19 protein-coding genes and 1 pseudogene are annotated in these 26432 nt (G+C 71.9%); 8 read left to right on the top strand and 12 right to left on the bottom strand.

Annotation, left to right across the window (positions count from 1 at the left end):
- Positions 1 to 79 precede the first annotated feature (79 nt).
- The 3 genes from H180DRAFT_RS05610 to H180DRAFT_RS05600 all read right to left on the bottom strand — a co-directional run bounded on the left by H180DRAFT_RS05610 (position 80) and on the right by H180DRAFT_RS05600 (position 3927).
- Positions 80 to 1255 (bottom strand): cation:proton antiporter, encoded by a 1176-nt coding sequence (locus H180DRAFT_RS05610; protein ID WP_055484829.1) that lies wholly within the window; start codon positions 1253 to 1255, stop codon positions 80 to 82.
- A 4-nt stretch (positions 1256 to 1259) separates the two neighbouring features.
- Entirely contained in the window at positions 1260 to 1739 is a 480-nt protein-coding gene (locus tag H180DRAFT_RS05605) for a cation:proton antiporter regulatory subunit (RefSeq protein ID WP_055484828.1), read from the bottom strand.
- A gap of 187 nt (positions 1740 to 1926) precedes the next feature.
- Positions 1927 to 3927, bottom strand: a complete 2001-nt coding sequence (locus H180DRAFT_RS05600; protein WP_055484827.1) for an NHL domain-containing thioredoxin family protein — start codon at positions 3925 to 3927, stop codon at positions 1927 to 1929.
- A 61-nt stretch (positions 3928 to 3988) separates the two neighbouring features.
- Here H180DRAFT_RS05600 and H180DRAFT_RS05595 point away from each other — a divergent pair, with 61 nt between their 5' ends.
- Complete coding sequence (locus H180DRAFT_RS05595; RefSeq protein WP_055484826.1) at positions 3989 to 4471, top strand: LURP-one-related/scramblase family protein; 483 nt, start codon at positions 3989 to 3991, stop codon at positions 4469 to 4471.
- Between the two features lie 271 nt (positions 4472 to 4742).
- Positions 4743 to 5573 carry a maleylpyruvate isomerase family mycothiol-dependent enzyme gene (locus H180DRAFT_RS05590; RefSeq protein WP_055484825.1) on the top strand — a complete coding sequence of 277 codons (831 nt, stop codon included), beginning with the start codon at positions 4743 to 4745 and terminating at the stop codon, positions 5571 to 5573.
- A 296-nt stretch (positions 5574 to 5869) separates the two neighbouring features.
- Here the strand turns inward: H180DRAFT_RS05590 and H180DRAFT_RS05580 are convergent, their stop codons facing one another.
- From H180DRAFT_RS05580 to pdhA (H180DRAFT_RS05560), 5 genes are all read right to left on the bottom strand, one after another.
- Positions 5870 to 7180, bottom strand: a complete 1311-nt coding sequence (locus H180DRAFT_RS05580) for an MFS transporter (RefSeq protein WP_055484824.1) — start codon at positions 7178 to 7180, stop codon at positions 5870 to 5872.
- Positions 7177 to 7854, bottom strand: a complete 678-nt coding sequence (locus tag H180DRAFT_RS05575) for a GntR family transcriptional regulator (RefSeq protein ID WP_079099858.1) — start codon at positions 7852 to 7854, stop codon at positions 7177 to 7179. Before H180DRAFT_RS05575 ends, H180DRAFT_RS05580 begins: the two co-directional genes overlap by 4 nt.
- Positions 7855 to 8153: 299 nt before the next feature.
- Positions 8154 to 9662: a dihydrolipoamide acetyltransferase family protein gene (locus tag H180DRAFT_RS05570; protein ID WP_055484940.1), complete on the bottom strand. Its 1509-nt coding sequence runs from the start codon at positions 9660 to 9662 to the stop codon at positions 8154 to 8156.
- Positions 9663 to 9676: 14 nt separating this feature from the next.
- Positions 9677 to 10642, bottom strand: a complete 966-nt coding sequence (locus H180DRAFT_RS05565) for an alpha-ketoacid dehydrogenase subunit beta (RefSeq protein ID WP_055484939.1) — start codon at positions 10640 to 10642, stop codon at positions 9677 to 9679.
- A gap of 76 nt (positions 10643 to 10718) precedes the next feature.
- The gene (pdhA, locus tag H180DRAFT_RS05560; RefSeq protein ID WP_055484822.1) at positions 10719 to 12065 is read right to left on the bottom strand and encodes a pyruvate dehydrogenase (acetyl-transferring) E1 component subunit alpha; all 1347 of its coding nucleotides are present in this window, start codon (positions 12063 to 12065) and stop codon (positions 10719 to 10721) included.
- Between the two features lie 398 nt (positions 12066 to 12463).
- Here pdhA (H180DRAFT_RS05560) and H180DRAFT_RS05555 point away from each other — a divergent pair.
- Positions 12464 to 13152, top strand: a pseudogene (locus H180DRAFT_RS05555) (response regulator).
- 269 nt (positions 13153 to 13421) lie between these two features.
- Here H180DRAFT_RS05555 and H180DRAFT_RS05550 read toward each other — a convergent pair.
- Positions 13422 to 15005, bottom strand: coding sequence for a protein kinase domain-containing protein (locus tag H180DRAFT_RS05550; RefSeq protein WP_055484821.1), 1584 nt, complete (start codon positions 15003 to 15005; stop codon positions 13422 to 13424).
- 464 nt (positions 15006 to 15469) lie between these two features.
- Between H180DRAFT_RS05550 and H180DRAFT_RS05545 the strand changes: the two genes are divergently transcribed.
- Entirely contained in the window at positions 15470 to 17143 is a 1674-nt protein-coding gene (locus H180DRAFT_RS05545) for a protein kinase domain-containing protein (protein ID WP_055484820.1), read from the top strand.
- 167 nt (positions 17144 to 17310) lie between these two features.
- On the opposite strand, the gene paaN is transcribed toward H180DRAFT_RS05545, so the two are convergent.
- The gene (gene paaN / locus H180DRAFT_RS05540) at positions 17311 to 19074 is read right to left on the bottom strand and encodes a phenylacetic acid degradation protein PaaN (protein WP_055484938.1); all 1764 of its coding nucleotides are present in this window, start codon (positions 19072 to 19074) and stop codon (positions 17311 to 17313) included.
- Positions 19075 to 19302: 228 nt separating this feature from the next.
- Here paaN and H180DRAFT_RS05535 point away from each other — a divergent pair, with 228 nt between their 5' ends.
- Complete coding sequence (locus H180DRAFT_RS05535; protein WP_055484937.1) at positions 19303 to 19896, top strand: TetR/AcrR family transcriptional regulator; 594 nt, start codon at positions 19303 to 19305, stop codon at positions 19894 to 19896.
- A 136-nt stretch (positions 19897 to 20032) separates the two neighbouring features.
- Here the strand turns inward: H180DRAFT_RS05535 and H180DRAFT_RS05530 are convergent, their stop codons facing one another.
- Both H180DRAFT_RS05530 and H180DRAFT_RS05525 read right to left on the bottom strand, forming a co-directional pair.
- On the bottom strand, positions 20033 to 21715 hold the full coding sequence (locus H180DRAFT_RS05530) for an FAD-binding oxidoreductase (RefSeq protein WP_055484819.1): 1683 nt from the start codon (positions 21713 to 21715) through the stop codon (positions 20033 to 20035).
- 123 nt (positions 21716 to 21838) lie between these two features.
- Entirely contained in the window at positions 21839 to 22372 is a 534-nt protein-coding gene (locus tag H180DRAFT_RS05525; protein WP_055484818.1) for an Lrp/AsnC family transcriptional regulator, read from the bottom strand.
- 222 nt (positions 22373 to 22594) lie between these two features.
- Here H180DRAFT_RS05525 and pdhA (H180DRAFT_RS05520) point away from each other — a divergent pair, with 222 nt between their 5' ends.
- Genes pdhA (H180DRAFT_RS05520) through H180DRAFT_RS05510 form a run of 3 tightly spaced genes read left to right on the top strand, consistent with a single transcriptional unit; the run spans position 22595 to position 26429 of the window.
- Positions 22595 to 23782 (top strand): pyruvate dehydrogenase (acetyl-transferring) E1 component subunit alpha, encoded by a 1188-nt coding sequence (gene pdhA / locus H180DRAFT_RS05520; protein WP_055484817.1) that lies wholly within the window; start codon positions 22595 to 22597, stop codon positions 23780 to 23782.
- Positions 23779 to 24873: an alpha-ketoacid dehydrogenase subunit beta gene (locus H180DRAFT_RS05515; RefSeq protein ID WP_055484816.1), complete on the top strand. Its 1095-nt coding sequence runs from the start codon at positions 23779 to 23781 to the stop codon at positions 24871 to 24873. Before pdhA (H180DRAFT_RS05520) ends, H180DRAFT_RS05515 begins: the two co-directional genes overlap by 4 nt.
- Positions 24873 to 26429 (top strand): dihydrolipoamide acetyltransferase family protein, encoded by a 1557-nt coding sequence (locus H180DRAFT_RS05510; protein WP_055484815.1) that lies wholly within the window; start codon positions 24873 to 24875, stop codon positions 26427 to 26429. Before H180DRAFT_RS05515 ends, H180DRAFT_RS05510 begins: the two co-directional genes overlap by 1 nt.
- Positions 26430 to 26432 lie beyond the last annotated feature (3 nt).

Raw genomic sequence — 26432 nt, 5'->3', positions numbered from 1 at the left:
GCCTGGAGGCCCGAGGGAGAGAAGTCCACATCCGAAGGCCGGTGAAGAACGCCACAGCGCCACCGCGGCAGCCGGTTCCTCATCCCGCCGGTGTGCCGCGCTTCTGCCGGACGGGGCGCACCGTCGGCCGAGGGCCGGCGAACCGAGCCGCCACGGGCCCGGCCACGGCCAGGATCAGAACGTAGGCTGCAGCCAGGGGCCCCAGCCTGTCGTCCTGGACGCCCACGAGAGCGATGATGACGATGGAGAACTCACCGCGTGCGATGAGCGCCGTCCCGGCCCGCAGCCTGCCCCTCTCTCCCGCCCCGTCCCTGGAAGCGGCATACCACCCGACCGCCACCTTCGTCGCCGCCGTGACCGCTGCCAGCGCAACCGCCACGGGAAGCATCGGCAGCAGAGCGCCGGGACTGACGGACAGTCCGATGGCCAGAAAGAACAAGGCGGCGAACAGGTCGCGCAGCGGACCGAGCACCGCGCGGGCCCGGTCCGCCGCCTCTCCCGTGAGGGTGAGCCCCACCAGGAAGGCGCCGATCGCGGCTGAGACCTGGACGGTCTCCGCCAACGCCGCCACGATCAGCGTGAGACCCAGCACTCGCAGCAGAACCTGTTCCGCATCCGGGTGCGAGACCAACCGGCCCAGATGGCGGCCCCACCAGTACGAAACGGCGAAGGCGGCGGATACCGCACCCACGGCGGCCAGCACCCCCAGCAGCGCCTGCCGCCAGGAGCCGCCGGAGACGATGACTGCCAGGACGGGCAGGTAGGCCGCCATCGCGAAGTCCTCCAGCACCAGCACGGAAAGGACCGCCGGGGTCTCCCGGTTGCCCAGCCTTCGCAGGTCGCCCAGGAGCCGGGAGATGATGCCCGAGGAGGAAATGTAGGTGACGCCCGCGAGTGCCAGAACGCCTCCCGCGTCCAGACCGAGCAGCCACCCTGTCAGGGCACCCGGCAACGCGTTCAGCACGAGATCGGCACCCGCCGACGGCAGGTGACGGTGCAGGCTGACGGTCAGCTCGGAAATGGTGAACTCCAGCCCCAGAGCCAGCAGCAGCAGAACGACCCCGATGCCCGCACCGATCTCCACGAACTCACCGGCAGCCGGGACAGGGGCGACGCCGCCCTCGCCCAGAGCGAGTCCCGCCAGAAGGTAGAGCGGCACGGGGGACAGACCCAGGCGCCGCGCCAGGGCGCACAGCAGGCTCAGCGCGGCCAGGATGATGCCGAGCTCCAGCAGCAGCCCAGTCGGCGTATGCACGGGCTCAGCTTCGGACAATCTGTTCCACACCCGCGATCCCGTCATGGGTGCCGATCACGATCAGCACGTCCCCGGGACGCAGCACCTCATCGGGCCCTGGAGAAGCGACCACGTCGCCGTCCCGGACGATCGCCACGACCGACGCACCGGTCCGGGTCCGTGCCCTGGTCTCGCCCAGGGGAGAACCTGCGAACCGCGTACCCGCCCGCACCTCGACCTGCCCGGCGCTGAGCCCGGGCACCTCCCTGGTGAGATCGGCGAACCGCTCGGCGATCCGCGGTGCCCCCAGGATCTCGGCGAGGGTGTCGGCCTCCTCGCCTGTCAGACGCAGCATGGGGCCGGCCTGGTCGGGGCTGTCGTCCGCGTACACCACCAGTTCGAAATCGCGGGAGCGGCGGGCGACGACACCGATCCGGTCGCCGTCCTGGTTCGTGAACTCGTAGAGCATCCCCACACCGGGGAGAAGCACCTCGTTCACGTCCATGTGGCCATCATCGCGGCACGCCGGTCGCTGAACCTGTGTGCCGGGCCGGGCAGTCGGGGGCTTTCGCCGAGCGGACAGTCCGACCGGCCGTCACCGTCCTCGCCCGGTCGGCCGACCGGGGCGTCCGCACGCGGCGTCACTCACGTACCCCGGCCGGAACAGAGGCCCGCCTGGCGCGGGCGCACGGTCACACCGAGCGATCCGCTTCCGCTCCCGCGTCAGGGGGGTCGTCCATGCCCGCGAGCACGAGCGGCAGCCTGGACGTGCCGGAGCCCGTCACACGCACCGGGACTCCCCAGTCCTGCTGGTGCACATGGCACGCCGGGAACTCCACCGGCTCCGCCGCTCCCTCGGGGTCGTCGCACGAGGCTGCCATCGCCGAGACGTGCAGCACGCCCTCCGTCACGCCGTCCGCGAGGCGCAGGCGGCGGCGCAGATCCGTGCCCGCACCGGCTCCCTCCGCCAGCAGCTCCTCCGGCGTCGAGCCGACCAGCAGCCGGGTCGCGGGCCCGTACCGGTCGTCGGGCTTCTGGCCGCCCGGCGCCTGGAAGACGACCTCCAACAGCAGCTCTCCGGGGGCCACTTCGGTCGCCGCACGCTGCGTGCGGTGCGCCACCGGGTCGACCCGCACCGCCTCCTCCGGCAGCCGCAGCCTGGTCAGCCGGTGACGGGCCGACTCGACGACCACGATCTCGCTCCCCCGCCCCGGCCCGGCCGTTGCGGCCGGGTCGCGCGGATCGCCCGGGCCGTCTGCGAGGAAGGCGTCCGAAGGCTCCCGCAAGTCGGTGGCCAGGGTGGTCACTTGACCGCTTCCGGGGTCGTAGCAGCGCAGCGCGTTGTTGTACGTGTCACTCACGGCCACCCTCCCGCCGGGCAGCGCCGTGACGCCCAACGGGTGCTGGAGGAGGGCCTGTCCGGCGTCGCCGTCCCGGTGCCCGAAGTCGAAGAGGCCGGTGCCCACCGCGGTACGCACCTCGAGCGCCCCGTCCGCCCCGGTCCGCCCGATCCAGCGCAGGGCGCTCGTCTCCGAGTCGGCGACCCACAGCCGCTCGCCGTCCTCCGAGGACGACAGACCGGAGGGCTGGGCGAACCAGGCCTCCGCCGCCGGCCCGTCGACGAGACCCTCGTTGGTCGTACCCGCCTCGGCCCGCACGCTTCCCTTCCCCCAGCTACCGCTGGGCGGGGCCCCCAGCTCGCCCTCGGCCGGCGGCGTCCACGTCCACAGCTGGTGCACGCCCGCCATGGCGATCCACAGCCGCCCGTCGAACCACTCCACGTCCCACGGCGAGGAGAGGGCCACCTCGCGCGCCGGCCCCTCCGTGGCGGCGCCCTGCCACCACTGCTCGCCGGTGCCCGCGAGCGTGCCCACCTCACCGCTTGCCGGATCGTAGCTGCGCAGCGCGTGGTTGACGGTGTCCGCGACGACGACGGTCCTGCCGTCCGGCAGCAGCGCGAGCCCCTGGGGCTCGCTGAAGCACGCCTCACCGGGGCCGCCGTCCACCAGACCGCGCTCGCCGCTGCCCACGCGGCGCAGCACGGTCTCGCCGTCGGGAGCCAGCTCGACGAGCTGGTGCCGGGCGGTGTCGGTGACGAGGATGTTCCCTTCCCCGGACCCTGCCGCCCGGGAGGCCCCGCCCGGCAGCCGCAGCGCCTTGCCCGGGAAGCGCAGAGCGGTCGGCTCCGGCTCCGGCCGCACCGACGGGCCGTCGCCGCGCCGCAGCGTGCCCTTCGCCTCGTGCTCGCGCTCCAGCTCCTCGACGAGCGCCGCGATGGCGTGTGCGTGGCCCTCGCCCGCGTGCTGGGCGACGACGTAACCCTCGGGGTCGATCACCAACAGCGTGGGCCAGGCCCGTACCGCGTACTGCTTCCACGTCGCCAGCCCGGGATCGTCCAGGACGGGGTGCTCGACCTGGTAGCGCTCCACCGCGTCCACGACCGCTTCGTGGTCGGCCTCGTGCGCGAACTTCGGCGAGTGCACCCCCACGACCACGAGGGTGTCGCGGTGCCGCTCCTCGAGCTCGCGCAGCTCGTCGAGCACGTGCAGGCAGTTGACGCAGCAGAAGGTCCAGAAGTCGAGCAGGACGATGCGCCCCCGCAGGCCGGCGAGGGTGAGGTCCCTGCCGCCGGTGTTCAGCCAGCCGCCCTCTCCCCGCAGCTCGGGCGCCCGTACTCGTGCGTGAGAAGCCATGGCCGGAGCAACAACCGCCTCCGGGTGAGCATTCCGACGCCGTGCGGGGAAGTCGTGTGCCATGAGATATCTCGTACGCGAACGGATCTTCGGCATCGGCGACGACTACTGGATCGACGACGAGCAGGGCGAGCACGCCTTCCTCGTCGACGGCAAGGCGCTGCGGGTGAGGCAGACGTTCCAGCTCAAGGACGTGCAGGGAGAGGTCGTCGCCGTCATCCGGCGGAAGATGGTCAGCCTGTGGGAGACGATGGAGATCGAGCGGGGCGGCGCGAAGCTGGCGACGGTGCGCAAGAAGCGGTTCACGCCGCTGCGGCACCGCTTCAAGGCGCAGCTCGCGGACGGCGGGACGCTCGCGGTGCACGGGAACGTGCTCGACAAGGAGTACGACATCGAACTCGGCGGCGGACGGCTGGCACGCGTCTCGCGCAAGTGGTTCCGGGTGCGGGACACCTACGCGGTGGACATCGAACAGCCCGGCGCGGACGTGCCGTTGCTGCTGTCGCTGGCGGTGTGCATCGACGCGCTGACGGGCGACGACTGAAAGGCACCCAACAACCCACCGGGCAGGGGTGGTTGGGTGTGGTCCGGTGCGCACGGCCCGGCGCGTGCGGCAGCCGAAACGACCGGTTCGCCCGGATGACTCCGCATACGTTCCGAACGGCCGTGCACCGTACCACCGCCGGTGCACAAAAGGGGTGCGAATGGGCCTAGCATCGTGGTCCGAAAGCACTGCCGCGTCGGCCTCGCGCAGCGTAACTTGAGAGCACCGCACGCACCGAAACCACGAACGTCCGTACCGCCCGAGGGGTCTCGTGACCGACCACCCAAGCCTTCAGCCATACGTCGATGCCTGGACCGAGTCCATCGAAGCGATATCCGAACTGGTGAGGCCGCTCGCTGAGGGCGAGTGGAACCGGCGCACCGGATGCCCGGGGTGGTCGGTCCGGGACGTGGTCTCCCACATCATCGGCATGGAGTGTGAACTCCTCGGCGACCCGAGGCCGATCCACACCCTTCCGCGCGACCTGTACCACGTCGTGGACGAGCCCAGCCGTCACATGGAGATCCAGGTCGACGTACGGCGGCACCACACCGGGCTGGAGATGACGAGCGAGCTGGAGTACACCGTCATCCGCCGCTCCCGTCAGCTGCGCAACGAGAAGCGGGGGCCCGAGGCCGAGGTCCGGGACATCATGCCGGGCGGTTCGAAGATCACCCTCGAGAACCAGCTGCGGCTGCGGGCGTTCGACGTGTGGGTCCACGAGCAGGATCTGCGCCGGGCGCTGGGCAAGCCGGGCAGTCTCGACTCGGCGGGCGCGACGGTGGCGCGGGACGTGATGGTGGAGGGCCTGCCGTGGGTGGTCGCCAAGAAGGCCGGCGCCCCGCCGAACACCGCGGTGGTCTTCGACGTGAGCGGTCCGGTGGAGTTCATGCGCACCGTACGGGTGGGCCCGGACGGCCGCGGCGCCGTCGACGGCAGCCCCTCCCTGGGGCCCGCGGTCACGCTGTCGCTGGACTGGGAGACCTATGTGCGGCTCGCGGCCGGGCGGGTGCGTGCCGATGTCGTCGCGGACCAGGTGAAGGTCGAGGGTGACGCGAAGCTGGCGAAGGCGATCCTGGAGAACTTCTCCGTCACGCCCTGACGGTACGCCCTGACGGTACGACCCCTGACGAACCGCCGTGCCGGGGGCGGGCGTCCCCCGTGAGGTGGCCTCCCGTGACGGGAGGTCCCGTGACGGGGAGTCCCGTGACGGGCGGCAGGCGGCGGGCGGCAGGCGGCAGGCGGCGGGCGGCAGGCGGCAGGCGGCGGGCGGCAGGCGGCAGGCAACGAAGGCGCCGCGAGTGCGCCGCCGCGTGCCCGTCCCCGCAGGCACCGCGGCACCCGTTCGCGCAGGCACCGCGGCGCCCGTTCGCGGGCGCCCGCGCACCTTTCCCCGTATCAGGAGACCGGGACGTGCACCGCCTCCACACGGCTGGCGACCACGCGCTCACGCTCACGGCGGTGCGCACGCCTGCGGAGCCTCAGGATCTGCGCGACGCCCAGCGCCTCCAGCACGAAAATGCTCGCGAAGCCGGCCCGGAAGCTGCCGCCGGTGAGGTCCAGCAGGATGCCGACGGCCAGCAGGGTCGTCATCGAGGCGGTGAATCCGCCCATGTTGACGATGCCCGAGGCCGTGCCCTGACGCTCCGGAGGGTTGGCCGGGCGGGCGAAGTCGAAACCGATCATGGACGCCGGTCCGCACGCGCCGAGAACCGTGCACAGCACCACCAGCAGCCACATCGGGGCATGGCCGGGCCAGAGCAGGACCGTCGCCCACACCGTGGCGGTCGCCGCCACCGTGCCGAGCGCGAGCGGGGCACGTACCGCGTGATGGCGGGAGATCAGCTGCCCGTAGACCAGGCCGACGACCATGTTCGACAGCACGATGAGCGTGAGCAGTTCACCCGCCGTGGCCCGTCCGAGGCCCTGCCCCTCCACGAGGAAGGGCATCCCCCACAGCAGCAGGAAGACCATGCCGGGGAACTGCGTCGTGAAGTGCACCCACATGCCGAGGCGGGTGCCGGGCTCCCGCCAGGCGCGCACGATCTGACGCCGGATGTAACCGCCGCCCAGGTGCGGCACCGGCACCGGCGGGTACGACTTCGGGTGGTCCCTGAGGAACGCCACGACGAGCACGAGCAGCAGCACGCCGCCCACCGCGCTGCCCGCGAACGTGGCCGTCCACCCGAAGGCGTCGAGCACGCGGGCCAGCACCAGCGTCGTGACCAGGTTGCCCGCCATTCCGATGAGACCGGCGATCTGGGCGATCACGGGACCGCGTTTGGCCGGGAACCAGCGTGATCCGAGCCGCAGCACACTGATGAACGTCATGGCGTCGCCGCAGCCCAGCAGGGCGCGGCAGGCCAGCGCCGCGGCATAGGAGCCGGAGAAGGCGAAGCCGAACTGCCCCGCGGTGAAGAGCACCACGCCGAGCGTCAGCACCTTCTTCGTGCCCAGCCTGTCCACCAGCAGTCCGACCGGTATCTGCATCCCGGCGTAGACGAGCAGTTGGAGGATGGAGAAGGTGGACAGGGCGGAGGCGCTGATGTCGAAGCGCTCGGCGGCGTCCAGCGCGGCCACGCCGAGGCTCGTGCGGTAGGTGATGGCGACGAAGTAGACGGTGACGCCCAGGCCCCAGACCGCGACCGCGCGGGAGCCGCCGGGCGGGTCGCTGTGGACCGGGAAGCCCGCCGAGGTGGGTGCGCTCACCGCACATCACCGTGCACCAGGCCCCGCACCCACGTGACATGGCGGCGTACGGCGTCCGCGGCGGCGTCCGCGTCGCCCGCGCGCACCGCCTCCATGATCTCGGCGTGCTCGGCGATGCTCTTGGCGATCCTGTCCGGCTGCGCGTGCATCATGGCCACGCCCATCCGCAGCTGCCTGTCGCGGAGTTGGTCGTACAGGCGGGTGAGGATCTCGTTGCCGGTGCTCCTGACGATCTCCGCGTGGAAGCAGCGGTCGCTGACCGCGAACGCCGTCAGATCACCGGCGTCGGCGTGCGCGCGCTGCTCTTCCAGCAGTTCCTCGAGGCGCTCGATCAGCCCCGCGCGCACCGGGTCCGAGGACTTGCGCACGGCGTGCTGCTCGACGAGGAGCCGCGTCTCGACGACATCGGTGATCTCCTGCGCCGACACGGGCAGTACGAGGGCGCCCTTCTTCGGGTAGAGCTTGATCAGCCCTTCGACCTCGAGGCGGAGCAGCCCTTCCCGTACGGGCGTGCGCGAGACGCCCACGGCCTCGGCGAGTTCGCCCTCCGTGAGCAGCATTCCGCCCTCGTAACGGCGGTCCAGTACGGCCTGTTTGACGTGCGCGTACACGCGCTCGGCGGCGGCCGGACGGCGTGCGGGGGCGGGGGTCGCGAGGTCGGTGGAAACGGACATGTGCACAGCTTAGATACAACACAGATGCGTGCGCTCCCGCGTCCGCGATATGGACGCGTCCGCGGCGAGCCCCCGGCGACTTCCGGCGTCCTGCCGTCAACTCCCCTTCCAGGGCCCGGTTTTCGAGGAGCCGGTGTCCGAGGGCGCGGTTTCCAAAGGGCACGGTTTCCAGAGGGCACAGCTTCCAAAGGCCCGAGGCAGAAGCCCGACGAACAGAGGCCCGACGAACAGAGTCCGGACATGCCGGTGCCGGGCCCCTCACGGGGACCCGGCACCGGGCACTCGTCACCGCGGGACCATCAGGTCCAGGTCATCAGGCGCTTGGGATGTTCCAGCACCGCGGCGACATCCGCGAGCACCTTCGAGCCCAGCTCACCGTCGATCAGACGGTGGTCGAAGGCGAGCGCGAGCGTGGTGACGTCACGCGCCTTGACCTTGCCCTTGTGCACCCACGGCTGCTGCCGGACCTGCCCGAAGGCCAGGATCGCCGACTCGCCGGGGTTCAGGATGGGCGTCCCCGTGTCCACGCCGAAGACGCCGACGTTGGTGATGGTCACCGTGCCGCCCTGCATCGCCGCCGGGCTCGTCTTCCCCTCGCGTGCCGTGGTCACCAACTCGCCCAGCGCCTCCGCCAGTTCGGGCAGCGTCTTGGCGTGGGCGTCCTTGACGTTGGGGACGACCAGCCCGCGCGGCGTGGCCGCGGCGATGCCCAGGTTGACGTAGTGCTTCTGGACGATCTCCTGATTCGCCTCGTCCCAGGCGGCGTTGGCCTCCGGGTGACGGCGCAGTGCGACCAGGAAAGCCTTGGCGACCAGCAGCAGCGGGTTGACCCGCAGCCCCTGCATGTCCGGGTCCTGCTTCAGCTCCCGCACGAGCTTCATCGTGCGCGTCACGTCGACGGTGACGAACTCCGTGACCTGCGGCGCGGTGAAGGCGCTGTCCACCATGGCCTGAGCCGTGGCCTTCCGTACGCCGCGCACCGGGATCCGCGTCTCGCGCGCCGCCGCCCCGGCATCCTGGGCCTCGGCCCGCGGCGCTGCGGCGGCGGGAGCCGCGGACGGCGCCGGAGCCGCCGGGGCGGGGACGCGGGCGCCCACGGAGGCCGCAGCAGCGTGCACGTCCTCACGCGTGATGACGCCGTCCGGCCCGGTCGGCACGACCGTCGTGAGGTCGATGCCGAGGTCCTTGGCGAGCTTGCGCACCGGCGGCTTGGCCAGCGGACGGCCCGTGGCTGACGGCACGTCCGCCACCGCGCCCGCGCCGGAGACGGCCGCGCCCTCACGGTGACCGTTCAACTCGCCCTGGACGGCCTCCTGCACGGAATCCCGTACGGACTCCGGCGCGCCGTTCCCGTTCCGCCATGTGTCCGCCGCCGGCTGCTGCTTGCGCGGGCGGCGCTTCGTCGGGGACTCCGCGACGCCGTAGCCGACGAGCACCGGCTTGCGGCCCTCGCGCTCACCCGCGCCCTCGCCTTCGTCCGCGGCGGGCCCGGCCGGCGCCGCTCCCGCGGCGGACTCCGCGGGCGCCGTACCCTCCGGCGGCCCGGCCGACGGGTCGGTGTCCACCGCGATGATCGCGGTGCCGACGTCCACGGTCGTGCCCTCGGTGAAACGCAGCTCGTGCACGGCACCGTTGAAGGGGATGGGCAGTTCGACAGCCGCCTTGGCCGTCTCGACCTCGCAGACCACCTGGCCGTCCGTGACCGTGTCACCGGGCTGGACGTACCACTTGAGGATCTCCGCCTCCGTGAGACCCTCGCCCACATCGGGCATCTTGAACTCGCGGATGCGGGTCGCGCTCTCAGTCATCGTCACGACTCTCCTCAGTACGCCAGCACGCGGTCGACGGCATCGAGCACCCGGTCGAGCCCCGGAAGGTACTCGTCCTCCAACCGGGCCGGCGGATACGGCGCGTGGAAGCCTCCCACGCGCAGCACCGGAGCCTCCAGGTGGTAGAAGCACCGCTCCGTGATCCTGGCTGCCACCTCCGACCCTGTTCCCAGGAATACGGGTGCCTCGTGCACCACCACAAGCCTCCCGGTCCTCTCGACCGACTTCTGGATGGTGTCGAAGTCGATCGGCGACATCGAACGCATGTCGACCACTTCGAGGGAGTGTCCCTCCTCCTGCGCCGCGGCCGCCACCTCCAGGCACGTCTTCACCATCGGTCCGTAGGCGGCCAGCGTGACGTCGGTGCCCCGGCGTGCCACGCGCGCCGCGTGCAGCGGCGCCGGGATGGCGGTGACGTCGACCTCGCCCTTGTCCCAGTAGCGGCGCTTGGGCTCGAAGAAGACGACGGGGTCGTCGCTCTCGACGGCCTGACGCATCATCCAGTAGGCGTCCGAAGCGTTCGACGGCGAGACGCACTTGAGGCCGGCGACGTGCGCGAACAGCGCCTCCGGGGATTCGCTGTGGTGCTCGACGGCGCCGATGCCGCCCGCGTACGGGATGCGGATGACGACGGGCAGCTTGATCTTGCCCAGTGCGCGGGCGTGCATCTTCGCGAGCTGCGTGACGATCTGGTCGTACGCGGGGAAGACGAAACCGTCGAACTGGATCTCCACGACGGGGCGGTAGCCGCGCAGCGCCAGCCCGATGGCGGTGCCGACGATGCCCGACTCCGCGAGCGGGGTGTCGATGACCCGCTGCTCGCCGAAGTCCTTCTGAAGGCCGTCCGTGATGCGGAAGACGCCGCCGAGCTTGCCGACGTCCTCCCCCATGACCAGGACCTTCGGGTCGTTCTCCATCGCGGTGCGCAGGGATTCGTTGAGCGCCTTGGCGATCGGCATCTTCCGCACGTCCGGGGTGGCGGACGCGGCCGGGCTGGAGGCGTTCGAAGCGGTCGAAGTAGCGGCAGCGGCCATGTCAGCGGCCCTCCCCTGCGGAATCGGCTGAGTCGACTGGGTCCGCGAACGACGCGAGGTACTCGGCGAACTGGGCGCGCTCCTCGTCGACCAGCGCGTGACCGTCCGCGTAGACGTTCTCGAAAATCGCCATGGTGTCCGGATCGGGCATGGTGCGGATCGCCTCGCGCACGTGCTTGCCCATGGCGTCGCTCTCCTCCTCGATGGAGGCGAAGAACGCGTCGTCAGCCTGCCCGGACCGCTCCAGGTACGCGCGCAGACGCGCGATCGGGTCCTTGGCCTCCCACTCCACACGCTCCTCGTCCCGGCGGTAGCGGGTCGGGTCGTCGGAGGTGGTGTGGGCGCCCATCCGGTAGGTGAACGCCTCGACCAGCATGGGCCCCTGCCCGCTCCGCGCTCGCTCGACGGCGGCGCGGGTCACGGCGAGGCAGGCCAGCACGTCGTTGCCGTCGACGCGGACGCCGGGGAAGCCGAAGCCGGCCGCGCGCTGGTAGAGAGGCACGCGGGACTGGCGCTCGGCGGGCTCGGAGATCGCCCACTGGTTGTTCTGGCAGAAGAAGACGACCGGAGCGTTGTAGACGGCGGCGAAGGTGAACGCCTCGGCCACGTCGCCCTGCGAGGAGGCCCCGTCGCCGAAGTAGGCGATGACCGCGGAGTCGGCACTGTCCAGGTTGACGCCCATCGCGTAACCGGTGGCGTGCAGGGTCTGGGAGCCGATGACGATCGTGTAGAGGTGGAAGTTGTTGGACGCCGGGTCCCAGCCGCCGTTGTTCACGCCGCGGAACATGCCGAGCAGCTTCGTCGGGTCGACGCCGCGGCACCATGCGACGCCGTGCTCGCGGTAGGTCGGGAAGACGTAGTCGTCGTCACGCAGCGCGCGCCCGGAGCCGATCTGCGCCGCTTCCTGACCCAACAGGGAGGCCCACAGGCCGAGTTCGCCCTGGCGCTGAAGGGACGTCGCCTCGCTGTCGAAGCGCCGGGTGAGGACCATGTCGCGGTACAGACCGCGCAGTTCCTCGGCGGTCAGGTCGACGTCGTAGTCGGGGTGTCCGACGCGTTCGCCCTCGGGGGTCAGCAGCTGTACGAGTTCGGTGCCGGCGGATCCGTTCGCGGCAGGGCCCCCGGCGCGGGGCTTGGCGGACTTGGCCGCCTTCGCCGTCCCGGCCGTCCTGGCGGGCTTCGAACGCTTCGCAGTCTTCGCCGTCTTTGCCGGCTTCGACGCCTTCGCCGCCGTCCCGGTCGTGCTCTCGGCGTCGCCCGGCGCGGAAGCCGTCCTCTTCGCGTCGCGCTTGCCTCCGGCGCCGCTGCGGCGCGGCGTGCTGCGCGCGGCAGTGCTCTCCACGGTCACGTGTGCTCCTCTTCTGTCCGGCCCCGGGGTCGCCGGTGGCCTGGGGTTCCCCCGCCCGGGGCGGAGGGAGGCTCGCCCGGTCCCGTACGGCGCACGGGGTGGGTGCGGCACGGACGGCAACCGGACGGTGAAGATGTCCAGGCTGAGGCCCGCTGAAGCAGTTCCCAGAACTCCATACATGCATGAAGCCGCCCTGACCTGCAACTTTGTTCGGATTTCCAAGTAAACGAACCGGAAGTCCGACCCAGCTGAAGGATCAGTGACGTCACTGGTCACAGCCTCGCGGGCCTCGTGGACCCTTCCCTGCGCCTTCGGCGCGGGGAAGTCCCAAGCACGGTATCCCGCGGCTCCAGAGTGCGGGAAGGGCGGAGCGGAGACCAGTGTGTGAGACTGAAAAAATGGAAGAAAGCACGCAAATCACTGTCTTCCTGCTCGATGACCACGAGATGATCCGCCGGGGTGTGCACGAGATGCTCTCGGCGGAATCCGGCATCGAGGTCATCGGCGAGGCCGACAACGCGGCCGACGCGCTGAAACGCATCCCGGACGCCCGTCCCGACGTCGCGCTGCTCGACGTGCGCCTCCCGGACGGCAGCGGCATCGAGGTCTGCCGTGAACTGCGCTCCCGCGCCCCGGACATCGCGTGCCTGATCCTCACCTCTTTCACGGACGAGGAGGCTCTCGTGCATGCCGTGCTCGCCGGGGCCTCCGGCTACGTGCTGAAGGGAATCCGCGGCAGTGAACTCCAGTCGGCCGTACGGGACGCCGCCGCCGGAAAGGCGCTGATCGGCCCGGACGCCGCCCGCCGGGTCGTGGAACGGCTGCGCCGGGGTGCGGGCCGCGCGGATGTGGACGGCGACGGCAGACTGGCCTCGCTCAGCGGCCAGGAGCGCATCATCCTGGACCTGATCGGCGCGGGCATGACCAACAGGGCCATCGGCGACAAGCTGAACCTGCCGAGAAAACGATCAAGAACTATGTCTCGCAGCTGCTCTCGAAGCTCGGCATGGAACGCAGGTCCCAGGCGGCCGCGTACGTCGCCCGCATCCGGGCGGGAGGCGGCGGGGGAGCCGACCCGGGCTCCTGAGCCGCACCGGTGGGCCGGGTGGGCCGGCAGGGTGACCCGGGGCTGCCGGACCGGACCGGCGGACTGCTGAACCGGACTGCGGACCCCGGACCGCCGAACGCGAACCGCCGAAACCGGACCTCAGAACCGGACCGGCTGCTGAGCCGCACCCGACGCGGACGCGGAGCCCTGCCGGTCGCAGCGGAGCCTGCCGGTCGCGCGCGCCCGCTCCGGAACCGCCGCGACGGCCCCGGCGGAACAGGCCGGCAGGGCCGGCCCGTCCGGTCAGGTCACTGCTCGGCGCCTCCGGTGCCGGTGTCGCCGCCCTCGTCGGCACCGCCGGTGTCCTCGGACGGAGTGTCGGAGGGCGTGCTGGTCGGGCCGCCCGAGCCGCCGCCGCTGCCGGAGTTGCCGCCGCTGCCGGAGTCCGTCTCGCTCGGGGTTCCGGTCGGCTCGTCGGAGGGCGAGCTCTCGGTCTCGCTCGGCGTCGTCTGCGACGGCGTCTGGGAGGGCGTCTGCTCGCCGGTGTCGCCCGTGGTGGTGCCCGGCTCCTCCTCGGTCTCCGTCGGCGTCGGGGTCGGCTCGTCCTTGGTCTTCTTGTCCTTCGGCTCCGTCGTCGACGAGCCCGGGTTGGTCTTGTTGCCGCCCTCGCCGTCGTTGAAGAGCGTCGCGAAGTAGATGCCCGCCGCGGCCACGATCACGGCGACGAGAGCGATGAACGCGTTCCGCACGCCCTTGCCGCGTCCCGCGTCACGCCGGGGTCCGCCCTCGAAGCCTCCGTCGTCCCGGCCCGGCGCGCCCATCAGCATCGGCGGGCCCAGCTGCGAGGTGTCGCCGTGCGCCGGGTGCTGCCTGGCGTCGGCGCCGGGGACGCCCATCGCCGGAGTCGAAGCGCCGGCGTGTGCGACAGGGCCGGTGTTCCACGCCCCGCCGGTGTGGCTGCCCTGCTCGTTCAGCATCTGGAGCGCGAACTGGGCGAGGCCGCGCATCTCCTCGGCGCTCTGGAACCGGTCGTCCGGGTCCTTCGCCAGAGCGCGCATGACGAGGCCGTCCAGCTCGGGAGGGACGGTCTCGGAGGCTTCGGACGGCGGCGCCGCCTCGTCCTGGACGTGCTGGTAGACGACCGACAGCGGCGTCTCACCCGTGAACGGCGGTCTGAGCGTGAGCAGTTCGTAGAGGAGACAGCCGGTGGCGTACAGGTCGGAGCGGATGTCGACCGTCTTGCCGAGGGCCTGCTCGGGAGAGAGGTACTGAGGCGTGCCCATCACCATGCCGGTCTGCGTCATGGTGTTGGAGGCGCCGTGCAGCGCCCGCGCGATGCCGAAGTCCATCACCTTGACCGCGCCGGTGTTGGTGATGATGACGTTGGCCGGCTTGATGTCGCGGTGCACGATGCCGTGCTGGTGGCTGTAGGACAGGGCTTCCAGGACGCCGGAGACGATGATCAGCGCCTGGTCGGGCGGCGGCGCCTCGGCGTTCATCAGCAGATCGCGGATCGTACGGCCCTCGACCAGCTCCATCACGATGTACGGCGTGACGTTGCCGCCGATCGTCTCCTCGCCGGAGTCGTACACCGCGACGACGGCATGGTGGTTGAGGCCCGCGACGGACTGTGCCTCCCGCGTGAACCGGGCCTTGGAGACCGGGTCCTCGGCAAGGTCGGAGCGCAGCAGCTTCACCGCGACCGTACGGCCCAGGCGCAGGTCCTCGGCGGCGAAGACCTCCGCCATGCCACCGCGCCCGAGGCGGTGCGTGAGGCGGTAGCGGCCGTCACCGACAAGGCCGTTGTTCCCCCACAGCTCCGGCGATTCGGCCATCGAGCCGCCCATGGCGTCGGGGTCCGAAGGACCCCCGCCGGCCTGCGTCTGTGCCATCTGTCCTCGCCGTGGATCGAAATGCCGTCATGCCCCGGGTCGCCGCGGGTGCCCCTACCCCCTGACCCTTGGCCCATGCCCGGACGCCGGAATGACCCCGCTCCCGCGTTGGAGGCTACAGGCTCGGGGAAGTCGAATGGACGGTGCCGGATCAGCCATCCAAGCGGCTGCGGCACCCGGCTGGCAAGTTCGCAGGCGACGGGCGGGAGGCCAGGCGGGACGGGGTCCGGGGCCCGTGCGTGCGGTCACGCACACCGGGACTTCCGGCGCAAGAGTCGCGGTGCAGCAGAGCCGTGACAGTTGTGGCCGCAGGTTACGCATCCGATTACGGAACGGGCACTGCGCTTGACGTGGCAGAGCCCTCCGGCAGACTTGGGCGGGTATAAGAATCAGGGAGTTTCCGGGGCTTGAAATCTGCCCTGAAAAAACTGTGCGGGGGCATGCCGCCGAGGGGGAGCAGTCAGATGAGTGACGTCGGCGGACAGGCAGACGCGGAGTACGCGGGCCGCACGGTCGGGAACGGCCGTTTCCAGCTTCGGAGTCTGCTCGGCGCCGGCGGCATGGCCTCCGTCTACCTCGCGTACGACTCCGTTCTCGACCGCAAGGTCGCGGTCAAGACCCTCCACACCGAGCTGGGCCGTGAGCAGTCCTTCCGCGAGCGCTTCCGCCGCGAGGCACAGGCTGTCGCGAAGCTCACACACACCAACATCGTCTCGGTCTTCGACTCCGGCGAGGACGAGATCGACGGCGCGATGGTGCCGTACATCGTCATGGAGTACGTCGAGGGCGAGCCGCTGCGCTCCGTGCTGGACGAGGACATAGCGAGCCTCGGGGCGATGCCCGCCGAGAAGGCGCTGAAGATCACCGGCGACGTGCTCTCGGCCCTGGAGGTCAGCCACGAGATGGGGCTGGTCCACCGGGACATCAAGCCCGGGAACGTGATGATCACCAAGCGCGGCGTCGTCAAAGTCATGGACTTCGGCATCGCGCGGGCAATGCAGTCCGGTGTCACGTCGATGACGCAGACCGGCATGGTCGTCGGCACGCCGCAGTACCTGTCGCCGGAACAGGCCCTGGGGCGGGGCGTGGACGCGCGTTCCGACCTCTACTCGGTCGGCATCATGCTTTTCGAACTGCTCACCGGGCGGCTGCCGTTCGACGCCGACTCCCCGCTGGCCATCGCGTACGCGCACGTGCAGGAGGAGGCGCCCACTCCGTCGGCGATCAACCAGTCGCTGACGCAGGCCGTCGACTCGCTGGTCGCGCGCACTCTGCGGAAGAACCCGAACGAGCGCTTCGACTCCGCAGAGGCGATGAACGAGGAGTGCAGGCGCGTCGCCCGGCAGACCGCGGGCGGCGCTCCCTCCATCATCCAGGGCGGCCCGCCGGCGCAGAGCGGCGCGGGAGTGGGGCATGCCGTCTTCCCGCAGGTGGGCGAGGGCACCCCGCCGCCGCCCGGAGCGCAGCAGCCCTATCCGCTGCAGCAGTACGGCGCGTTCGGGCCCTCCACGCCTCCGCCGCCCAGCACCGCTCCGATGGGCCAGTACGCGCCGGGCACGCCGTACGGCCTGCAGCAGGGCGCAGGGCAGCACACGCCCCCGCCGTACACGGTCTCCCCGCAGCCGGCCGGCGGCGGTGGCGGGCGCAAGAACAACACCCCGCTGATCGTCGGTTCGGTGATCGCGGTGGCCGTCGTGCTCACCGCGGTGATCATGGCGCTGGTGCTCGCGCAGGGCGGGAACGACGACGACCCCGAGGCCAAGCCCATTCCCACCGAATCCGCTGACAGGGTCACGCCTGAAGCCGAGCCCAGCGCAACCGCCGAAGACGGCGGGGTCAACGGTTTCAAGCCCGAGGACAAGTCCAAGACCATCGAAACCCGCCGGTGCACGGACGCACCTGACAGCTACTCGGACAGGGACAAGAAGATCGTCCCCGACTTCACCTACAAGAACCTGGACTCGGTGAAGAAGTGCATCAAGGCGGCGGGCTGGAAGCTCGGTGAGATCTCGCACGAGGACGAGAACATCTGGGGCAAGAACATGGTCCTGGAGCAGTCGCCGGACGGCATCGAGTACCTGGACCCGGAGGAGGACAAGATCGACCTGACGGTCTCCACCGGCAAGCCCAGCGACTGACGGGTCCGCACCACCAGTCGACCGCAGCCGGAACCGAGCCGGTCGAACCGGTACGAGCCGGTCGAGCCGTCCAACCGGCAGGGGGCGCCCGGCGCGCATCGCATGTGCGTCGGGCGCCCCCTTCTGTCAGCCCGCTCCTGCTGCCCGTTCTCTCTGCGAGCGGCGCGTCAGCCGTCGGCGGACGCGGGCTCCGCCGGCCTGCGCACCTCGACGGTCCGGAAGCGGTCGGCGACGAAGGCGGTGTCGCACAGCGCCGCGTTCGCGGCCGGATTGCCGCCGGAGCCGTGGAAGTCGGAAAACGCCGCCGTCTGGTTGACGTACACCCCGCCGGTGAGATTGAGGGAGAGCTGAGCGCACTCGTCCATGCAGGCGTCCTCCACGAGGCGCTCGGCGACCGGCGACGTGGTGTAGGCACCGACCGTCATCGCGCCCTTCTCACGCACCGTTCGCCGCAGCAGCGCCACAGCGTCCTCGGTCGAGTCGACGGCGACCGCGAAAGAGACCGGACCGAAGCACTCCGAGAAGCACGCCGCCTGCGACTCCGGCTTCGCGGAGTCCAGCTTGACGATGACGGGCGTGCGCACCTGCGCCCCGGGAAAGTCCGCGTTCTCGATCGACCGTGATTCCAGGGCCACTTCGCCCAGCGAAGCGGCCGACTCGACGCGCTCACGCACCTGTTGGTTGACGATGGCGCCCAGGATCGCGTTCGCACGGGCGTCGTCGCCGAGCAACTTGCCCACTGCGGTGGCCAGATCGGCGACCACCTCGTCGTAGGACTTCTCGCCGGCGTCGGTGCTGATGCCGTTCCGCGGGATCAGCAGATTCTGCGGGGTGGTGCACATCTGTCCGCTGTAGAGCGAGAGCGAGAAGGCGAGATTGCCCAGCATGCCCTTGTAGTCGTCGGTGGAGTCGATGACCACCGTGTTGACCCCCGCCTTCTCGGTGAAGACGCGGGCCTGGCGGGCGTTGCTCTCCAGCCAGTCGCCGAAGGACGTCGAACCCGTGTAGTCGATGATGCGGATCTCGGGACGGACCGCCAGGTCCTTCGCGATGCCCTCGCCCTCCCGCTCGGCGGCGAGCGCCACGAGGTTCGCCTCGAAGCCGGCCTCCGTCAGCACCTCGCGGGCGATGCGCACCGTCAGTGCCAGCGGCAGCACGGCACGAGGGTGGGGCTTCACCAGCACCGGATTGCCCGTGGCGAGGGAGGCGAAGAAGCCCGGGTAGCCGTTCCAGGTGGGGAAGGTGTTGCAGCCGATCAGCAGCGAGACGCCACGGCCGACCGCCGTGAACCGCTTGCTGAGTTCGAGGGGCTCACGCTTGCCCTGCGGCTTGGACCATGCCGCCGCCTCGGGAGTGCGGACCTGCTCCGCGTACGCGTAGGCCACGGCCTCCATGCCGCGGTCCTGGGCATGCGGGCCGCCCGCCTGGAAGGCCATCATGAAGGCCTGCCCGCTGGTGTGCATCACCGCGTGCGCGAACTCGTGCGTACGGGCGCTGATCCGGGCCAGGATCTCCAGGCACACCGCCGCCCGCAGCCTGGGGCCCGCCTCGCGCCACGCCGGCATCGCCTTGCGCATCTCGGGCAGCAGCACGTCGAGGTCGGGACGTGGGTACTCGATGCCCAACTCGAGTCCGTAGGGGGAGACTTCGGTCGAGACCCAGCCGCCCTGCGGGCCCGCCGTGCCCGGCTGCCCGTCGATCTCGAAGCGGCCGCCGCGCAGCGCGTCGAAGGCGGCCTGGCCCTGTCCGGCGCTCAGCGAGCCCGCGATGGCCGAGTCCTCCCCGTACGCCTTGGGGTGCTCGGGGTGCGGCGACCAGTAGTCGCGGCTGCCGATCGCCTCCAGAGCACGGTCGAGAGTGGGACTGTGCCTCTCGAGCAGCCCGGCCGCGGAGAGCGGGGGACTGCCGGCCGGGGTCGCGGATGTGGTCACGGGTGCGGTCACGAACGACCAACTCCTCGTCGGGCTGGGGGCTGGGTGGCTGGCGCTGTCCTGCGCCGCATCGCCTGCCCGGGCCTGCTGGATGTGCACGGCCGGGCAGGCCCTTGCACGGCTGCACGGGCTGTCGGTCCTGCGGCGACAGGTAGATACTGCAACCGAACGATCGGTCGGTGCAAGGGGGAAGGTGAGCCTGTGGACAACGCGGATAGCATCGGCCGCATGCCGGTCAAGCGCGACACCTACACGCCCGATTCGCTGCTGAAAGTCGCCGTGGAGGTGTTCATCGAGCGCGGTTACGACGGCACCTCGATGGAGCACCTGTCGCAGGCCGCCGGCATCTCGAAATCGTCGATCTACCACCACGTGCGCGGCAAGGAGGAGCTGCTGCGCCGGGCCATAAACCGCGCCCTCAACGGGCTCTTCGGCGTCCTCGACGAGCCGCGTGCGCGCGAGGGCCGCGCGATCGACCGGCTCGAACACGTCACGCGCCGCACGGTCGAGGTGCTCATGGCGGAGCTGCCCTACGTGACGCTGCTGCTGCGCGTACGCGGCAACACCGACACCGAGCGGTGGGCGATGGCGCGCCGCCGCGAGTTCGACCACCGCGTCTCCGAGCTGCTGAAGCAGGCCGCGGCGGACGGCGACCTGCGCGGCGACGTCGAGATCAGGCTGGCGACCAGGCTCCTCTTCGGCATGATCAACTCCATCGTGGAGTGGTACCGGCCCTCGCGCGCCGGCCGCGGCGGCACCGCCACCAGCGACGAGGTCGCAGAGGCCGTCGTACGCGTCGCCTTCGCCGGCCTGCGCAGCTGACGACGCCCGTCCGACGGCCCCACGACGCCCGCACCCAGGCCTGCCGGCAGCGGCGCCGCCCCGGTTCCGGCGCCGGGGGCGGGGCGGCCGGACCGCGCCACCGGGGCCGGGCCGCCCGGTCCTGCCCGGTCCCGCGTCAGCCGCGCTCCCGGGGCTGCGTGTCGACGAGGACGCCCGGATTGAGGATGCCCCGCGGGTCGAGCGCCGACTTGGCGGCCCTCAGCGCGAGGGCGAAGGGTTCGGGGCGCTGACGGTCGTAGCCCGGCCTGTGGTCCCTGCCGACGGCGTGATGGTGGGTGACGCTCGCGCCGTGCCGCACGAGGATCTCCATGGCCGCGCTCTTGATCTCGTCCCACATCGCGGCCTCCGCGCCGCGGCGGCCCGTGGCGATCACCGTGAAGTACGGGGCGGCGCCGTCCGGATAGACGTGCGTCAGGCGGCAGTTGACGAGCCCCGGGCTGCCCGTGACCTCCTCCACCGCGGCCCCGATTCCGGCGCGTACGGCTTCGTAGAGGCCGGTGAACCGGTCCCAGGTGCACGCCGTCTCGAACGTCTCGGTGATGGCGCTCATCCGCGCCAGCCCGTCCCGCAGGTACGGCATGCGCAGGAAGGCCGACCGCCAGGCGCCCACGGCGTCCCCCTCGCCCGCCTCGGTCCCGCTGCCGCCGCTGCCGCCGGGATCGCCGACCGTGCCGCCGTGGTCGCGGGCGAGGGCGCACAGCTCCGCGAGCCGCCCGTCCACCGGGTGGTGCGCGGACTCCACGCCGAGGACGAGCACGCTCTCCGCGTCCTGCGCGGCGCCGGCGAGGGCCGCCTCACCCGGGTCGAGCAGCCTGCAGTTGGCGGGGTTGAGCCCGGCCTGCGCGATGGCGCGCACGGCCTCGACGGCGTCCGCGAACGCGGCGAAGCGCACGGCGGCGGACGCCTTGTGCACGGGACGGTCCTGCAGCCGCATCCACGCCTCGGTGATCACGCCGAGGGTCCCCTCCGAGCCCAGGAAGAGCCGGTCGGGGGACGGGCCCGCGCCCGAGCCGGGCAGCCGCCACGAATCGCAGACGCCGGCCGGGGTGACCACGCGCATCGACTCGACGAGGTCGTCGATGTGCGTGTACAGGGTGGCGTAGTGGCCACCGGCGCGGGTGGCCAGCCAGCCCCCCAGCGTGGAGAACTCGAAGCTCTGCGGGAAGTGGCGCAGCGTCAGCCCCCCGCCGTGCCCGCGGAGCTGGTCCTCGAGCGAGGGCCCGAACACGCCGGCCTGGATGCGGGCGGCCCTGCTGGTGGTGTCCACCTCCAGCACCCGGTCCATGGCGGACAGGTCGAGGGAGAGCACCCCGGCGTGGTCGCCGCCGCGGTACTCGACCCCGCCCGTGACCGAACTGCCGCCGCCGTAGGGGATGACGGCCACGTCCGCCGTGCCCGCCCAGTCGAGCAGGTCCACCAGTTCGGTCTCGGTGCGCGGGTGGGCGACGAGGTCGGGTGCGGCGGCCATGTCGCCGTGCAGCGCGCGTACGACGTCCCGGTAGGCCTTGCCGTAGGTGTGGGCTGCGCGGTCCGCCGGCCCGTCCGAGACCAGATGCGCGAGCGCGCCGGGCGCCCGGATCCGCGGCGACGCCATGGTCAGCTCCCCGGTCCCCGGAACCGGAAGCGGCTCCTCCGGGAGGCCGGGGAGCAGCGCGGCGAGAGCCCGGCACTCGCTGTCGGGCAGGGCCTGGTCGGTGCGTCCCCACCCCCACCAGGACCTGCCCGCACCTGCGTGTGCCCCGGCGCCGGGGCGGGCGGGACCGCCGCTCGCGTCCGGTGAGTGCTCCCTGGCCGTCATGGGTGACCTTTCGCTCCGGCGGTCCGCGGCCGGGGTGACCGCGGACGGAAAATTACCGAAGGGTAATGACGCGTGCGCCGCCGGCGCAAGATCGCCGTGGGCGTCCGCCGGGCCCGCCGGGCGTCAGATGTCCGGCTCCAGGTGGGTCTCCTCGAAGACCAGCAGCGTCCGCGTGCTGATCACCTCGGGGATCGAATGGATCCGCGTGAGCACCAGTTCGCGCAGCGACCTGTTGTCGGCCGTGTGCACCAGCAGTAGCACGTCGAAGTCTCCGCTGACCAGCGCCATGTGGGCGGCCCCCGGCAGCCGCAGAAGCTTCTCGCGGACGCTGCGCCACGAGCCCTGCACGATCTTGAGCGTGATGTACGCGGAGGCGCCCTGCCCCGCCCGTTCCTCGTCGATGCGGGCGCTGAAGCCACGGATCACTCCGTCGTCGACCAGACGGCCGATGCGCGCGTAGGCGTTCGCGCGGGAGATGTGGGCCTGTTCCGCCAGCGCGCGTACGGACATCCGGCCGTCCGCCCGCAGCAGCCGCAGTATGGCTCTGTCGACGGAGTCGAGGGGACGGACCGGGGGACGGACTTCCAGCCCTTCCGGCTCGGCCCCGCCGGCGCCGTCGGGATCGCCGGCCGGACCGGCAATCTGTCCGTCCGGCATGCCCTGCGGCCTCCCCTCACTGGACGTCTTGCCTCCATCGAACGCACGGTCGCTCAACTTGTCCACAGCCTGACGCCGCCTGTAGCCAAAATGTGCCGTCAACCGAACAATCGGTAGGGGAGTGCAGCAACACGCCTCCGCCCATCGGGGCCTGTCCGGTGACCCGCCCCCGGACAGGCCCCGGCTCCAGCAACCGGCCCCCAGCGAGTGAGGTGCTCACCCATGACCGTCCTCGAGCAGTCCGGTGCCTACCACCTCGCACCACCCCCGGCCTGGCGCCCCCGCCGGGACCCGGCCCCCCTGCTGCCCGACCGGGAACCGCTGCGGCTGCTCGGCACGGGCGCGGAGCTCGACGGCGCGCTGCTCATCGAGCTGTACGGACAGCTGGTGCGGGGCCGCCGGTACAACGAGCAGGCCACGGCTCTGACCAAGCAGGGCCGCCTCGCCGTCTACCCCTCCTCCACGGGACAGGAGGCCTCCGAGGTCGCGGCGGCGCTGGCCCTCCGCGAGCAGGACTGGCTCTTCCCCAGCTACCGGGACACCCTCGCGGCCGTCGCCCGCGGCCTGGACCCGGTCGCCGTGCTCTCGCTGCTCCGCGGCGACTGGCACAGCGGATACGACCCGCGCAGCAGCCGCGTCGCCCCGCTCAGCACCCCCCTGGCGACTCAGCTTCCGCACGCGGTGGGCCTGGCCCACGCAGCCCGCCTCAAGGGCGACGACGTCGTCGCGCTCGCCATGGTCGGCGACGGAGGCACCAGCGAGGGCGACTTCCACGAGGCCCTCAACTTCGCCGCCGTGTGGCAGGCGCCCGTCGTCTTCCTCGTGCAGAACAACGGCTTCGCGATCTCCGTGCCGCTGGCGAAGCAGACGGCCGCGCCGTCCCTCGCGCACAAGGCCGTCGGCTACGGAATGCCCGGCCGACTCGTCGACGGCAACGACGCGGCAGCCATGCACCATGTGCTCACGGACGCCGTGGAGCGGGCCCGCAGGGGCGAGGGCCCCTGCCTCGTCGAGGCCGTGACGTACCGCCTCGACGCACACACCAACGCCGACGACGCCACCCGCTACCGGGAGAACTCCGAGGTGGAGGCCTGGCGCGAGCACGACCCGCTCGTGCTGATGGAGCAGGAGCTGCGCTCCCGAGGTCTCCTGGACGACGCCGGCGCGGAGAAGGCCCGGGAAGAGGCGGAGCGGATGGCGGGCGACCTGCGCGAGCGCATGCACCGGGAGCCGGAGTTGCGCCCGATGGACCTCTTCGACCACGTCTTCGCCCACAGGACGGCGCAGTTGGACCAGCAGGCGGAGGGACTGCGCGCCGAGCTCGACGCCGCCGGGGCCGAGGAGCCCCCGGCGGGCGACCGGAACGCCCACGAGCAGGTGCACACAGACGAACGGGGGAGCCGGAAATGAGCACAGCGACGGGCACGTCGTTGCAGCCCGGTGCGCAGCCGCCGCGCGAGCCGGCACGCAAGCCGTCCACGATGGCGCAGGCCCTCAACCGCGCACTGCGCGACGCCATGGCCGCCGACCCGGACGTGCACGTCTTCGGTGAGGACGTCGGCAAGCTCGGCGGTGTCTTCCGGGTGACCGACGGCCTGGCGGCGGAGTTCGGGGAGAACCGCTGCACCGACACCCCGCTCGCCGAGGCGGGCATCCTCGGCACGGCCGTCGGCATGGCCATGTACGGCATGCGGCCGGTGGTCGAGATGCAGTTCGACGCCTTCGCGTACCCCGGCTTCGAGCAGCTGGTCTCGCACATCTCGCGGATGCGGAACCGCACGCGCGGCGCCCTTCCCATGCCGCTGACCGTCCGGGTGCCCTACGGCGGCGGAATCGGCGGCGTCGAGCACCACAGCGACTCCTCCGAGGCGTACTACATGGCCACGCCCGGGCTGCACGTCGTCACACCGGCGACGGTCGCCGACGCGTACGGGCTGCTGCGCCGCTCCATCGCGAGCGACGACCCGGTGATCTTCCTGGAGCCGAAGCGGCTGTACTGGGGCAAGGACGACTGGTCGCCGCAGGAGCCGCAGGACGTGCCCGGCATCGGCCGCGCCGTGGTCCGCCGCCCGGGCACCTCGGCGACCCTCATCACCTACGGCCCGTCGCTGCCCGTCTGCATGGACGCCGCCGAGGCCGCCGCGCGGGACGAGGGCCTGGAGCTGGAGGTCGTCGACCTGCGGTCGCTGGTCCCGTTCGACGAGGAGACGGTCGTGGCCTCCGTGCGGCGCACCGGCCGGGCCGTGGTCGTGCACGAGTCGACGGGTTTCGCCGGGCCGGGCGCGGAGGTGGCGGCACGCGTGAGCGAGCGCTGCTTCCACTATCTGGAGGCGCCGGTGCTGCGCGTCGCGGGCTTCGACATCCCGTATCCGCCGCCGATGCTGGAGCGGCATCATCTGCCGGACGTGGACCGGGTGCTGGACGCCGTCGCGAGGCTCCAGTGGGAGAGCGAGTGGCGTGAGGGCGAGGGGCCCGTGGGTGCCGGGGAAGGGGTCGGCTGATGGCCTCCGTACGGGAGTTCACCCTCCCCGACCTGGGGGAAGGACTGACGGAAGCCACCGTCGTGCGGTGGCTCGTGTCCGTCGGCGACGTCGTGGCGGTGGACCAGTCCGTCGTCGAGGTCGAGACGGCCAAGGCGCTCGTGGACGTTCCCTGCCCCTACGGCGGCGTCGTCACGGCCCGCTACGGCGACGAGGGCACGGAAATCCCGGTCGGGGCACCCCTGTTGACGGTCGCCGTGGGCGCACCGCAGGACGGGGCACCGCCGGCCGCGCCCCGCACGGGGACGGACGGTGAGGCGGATGCCGGCGCAGCATCGGACGCCGTGGCGGGTGCCGCCACCGCAAACGGAACGGGCACCGCACACGGGACGGGCACCGCCCGCGGGACGGACAGGGGCGCGGGGTCGGACAGGAGCGCCGGCGCCGCCGCGGAGAGCTCCGGAAACGTGCTGGTCGGCTACGGCACGGCAGCCCCCGCGGGCCGCCGTCGCCGTGCGCGCCCTGTGGACGGCTTCCGCGCCGGTTCCGCCGCTGCGTCGGCCCCGTCCTCTGCCCCGGCTCCTGCCGCGCCGCCGACTCCCAGGGCGGTGCGGCAGGGTCCGGTCCCGGTCATCTCCCCGCTCGTGCGGCGGGTGGCCCGGGAACACGGTCTCGACCTGCGCGGCGTCACCGGCTCGGGCCCCGACGGGCTGATCCTCCGCGCGGACGTCGAGCGGGCGGCACGCTCCCGCACGGCGCCGCCCGCCCAGCCGGCACCGCCGGCACCACAGGCCCAGCCGCAGCCGCAGGCGCAGCCCGCCCCCCTGCCCGAGGCACGCCCCGCCGCCCCGGCGGCACACGCGGCGCAAGAGACGGTCACCCGTATCCCGCTGACCGGATTCCGCCGCACCGTCGCCGACAAGATGTCCCGCAGCCGCCGGGAGATCCCCGACGCGACGTGCTGGGTCGACGCCGACGCCACCGAACTGCTCGCCGCCCGCAGGGCGATGAACTCGCCGTCCCTGGAGGCCCGGGGCGCCCCCAAGGTCTCCCTGCTGGCCCTGCTCGCCCGCATCTGCACGGCGGCACTCGCCCGCTTCCCGGACCTCAACGCCACCGTCGACACCGAGGCCGGCGAAGTGGTGCGCCACTCGGCGGTGCATCTCGGCTTCGCCGCGCAGACCCCGCGGGGGCTCGTCGTCCCGGTCGTACGGAACGCGCACACCCTCGACGCCGTCGGGCTCAGCGAGGAGCTCGCCCGGCTCACCGGGTCCGCCCGCGACGGCACCCTCAAGCCGGGCGACATGACCGGCGGCACCTTCACCCTGAACAACTACGGCGTCTTCGGCGTCGACGGCTCGACCCCGATCATCAACCACCCCGAGGCAGCGATGCTCGGCGTGGGCCGGATCGCCGAGAAGCCGTGGGTCCACGAGGGGCAGCTGGCCGTGCGCCGGGTCGTGCAGCTGTCGTTCACCTTCGATCACAGGGTGTGCGACGGCGGCACAGCGGGCGGCTTCATGCGGCACGTCGCGGACTGCGTGGAACAGCCCGCGGTGCTGCTCCGTACGCTCTAGGGC

Origin of the sequence: Streptomyces sp. WMMB 322 (genome assembly GCF_900090145.1) — a bacterium.
In the GTDB taxonomy this organism is placed as follows: Bacteria; Actinomycetota; Actinomycetes; order Streptomycetales; family Streptomycetaceae; genus Streptomyces.
This window is presented reverse-complemented; position numbering and strand designations above follow the sequence as displayed.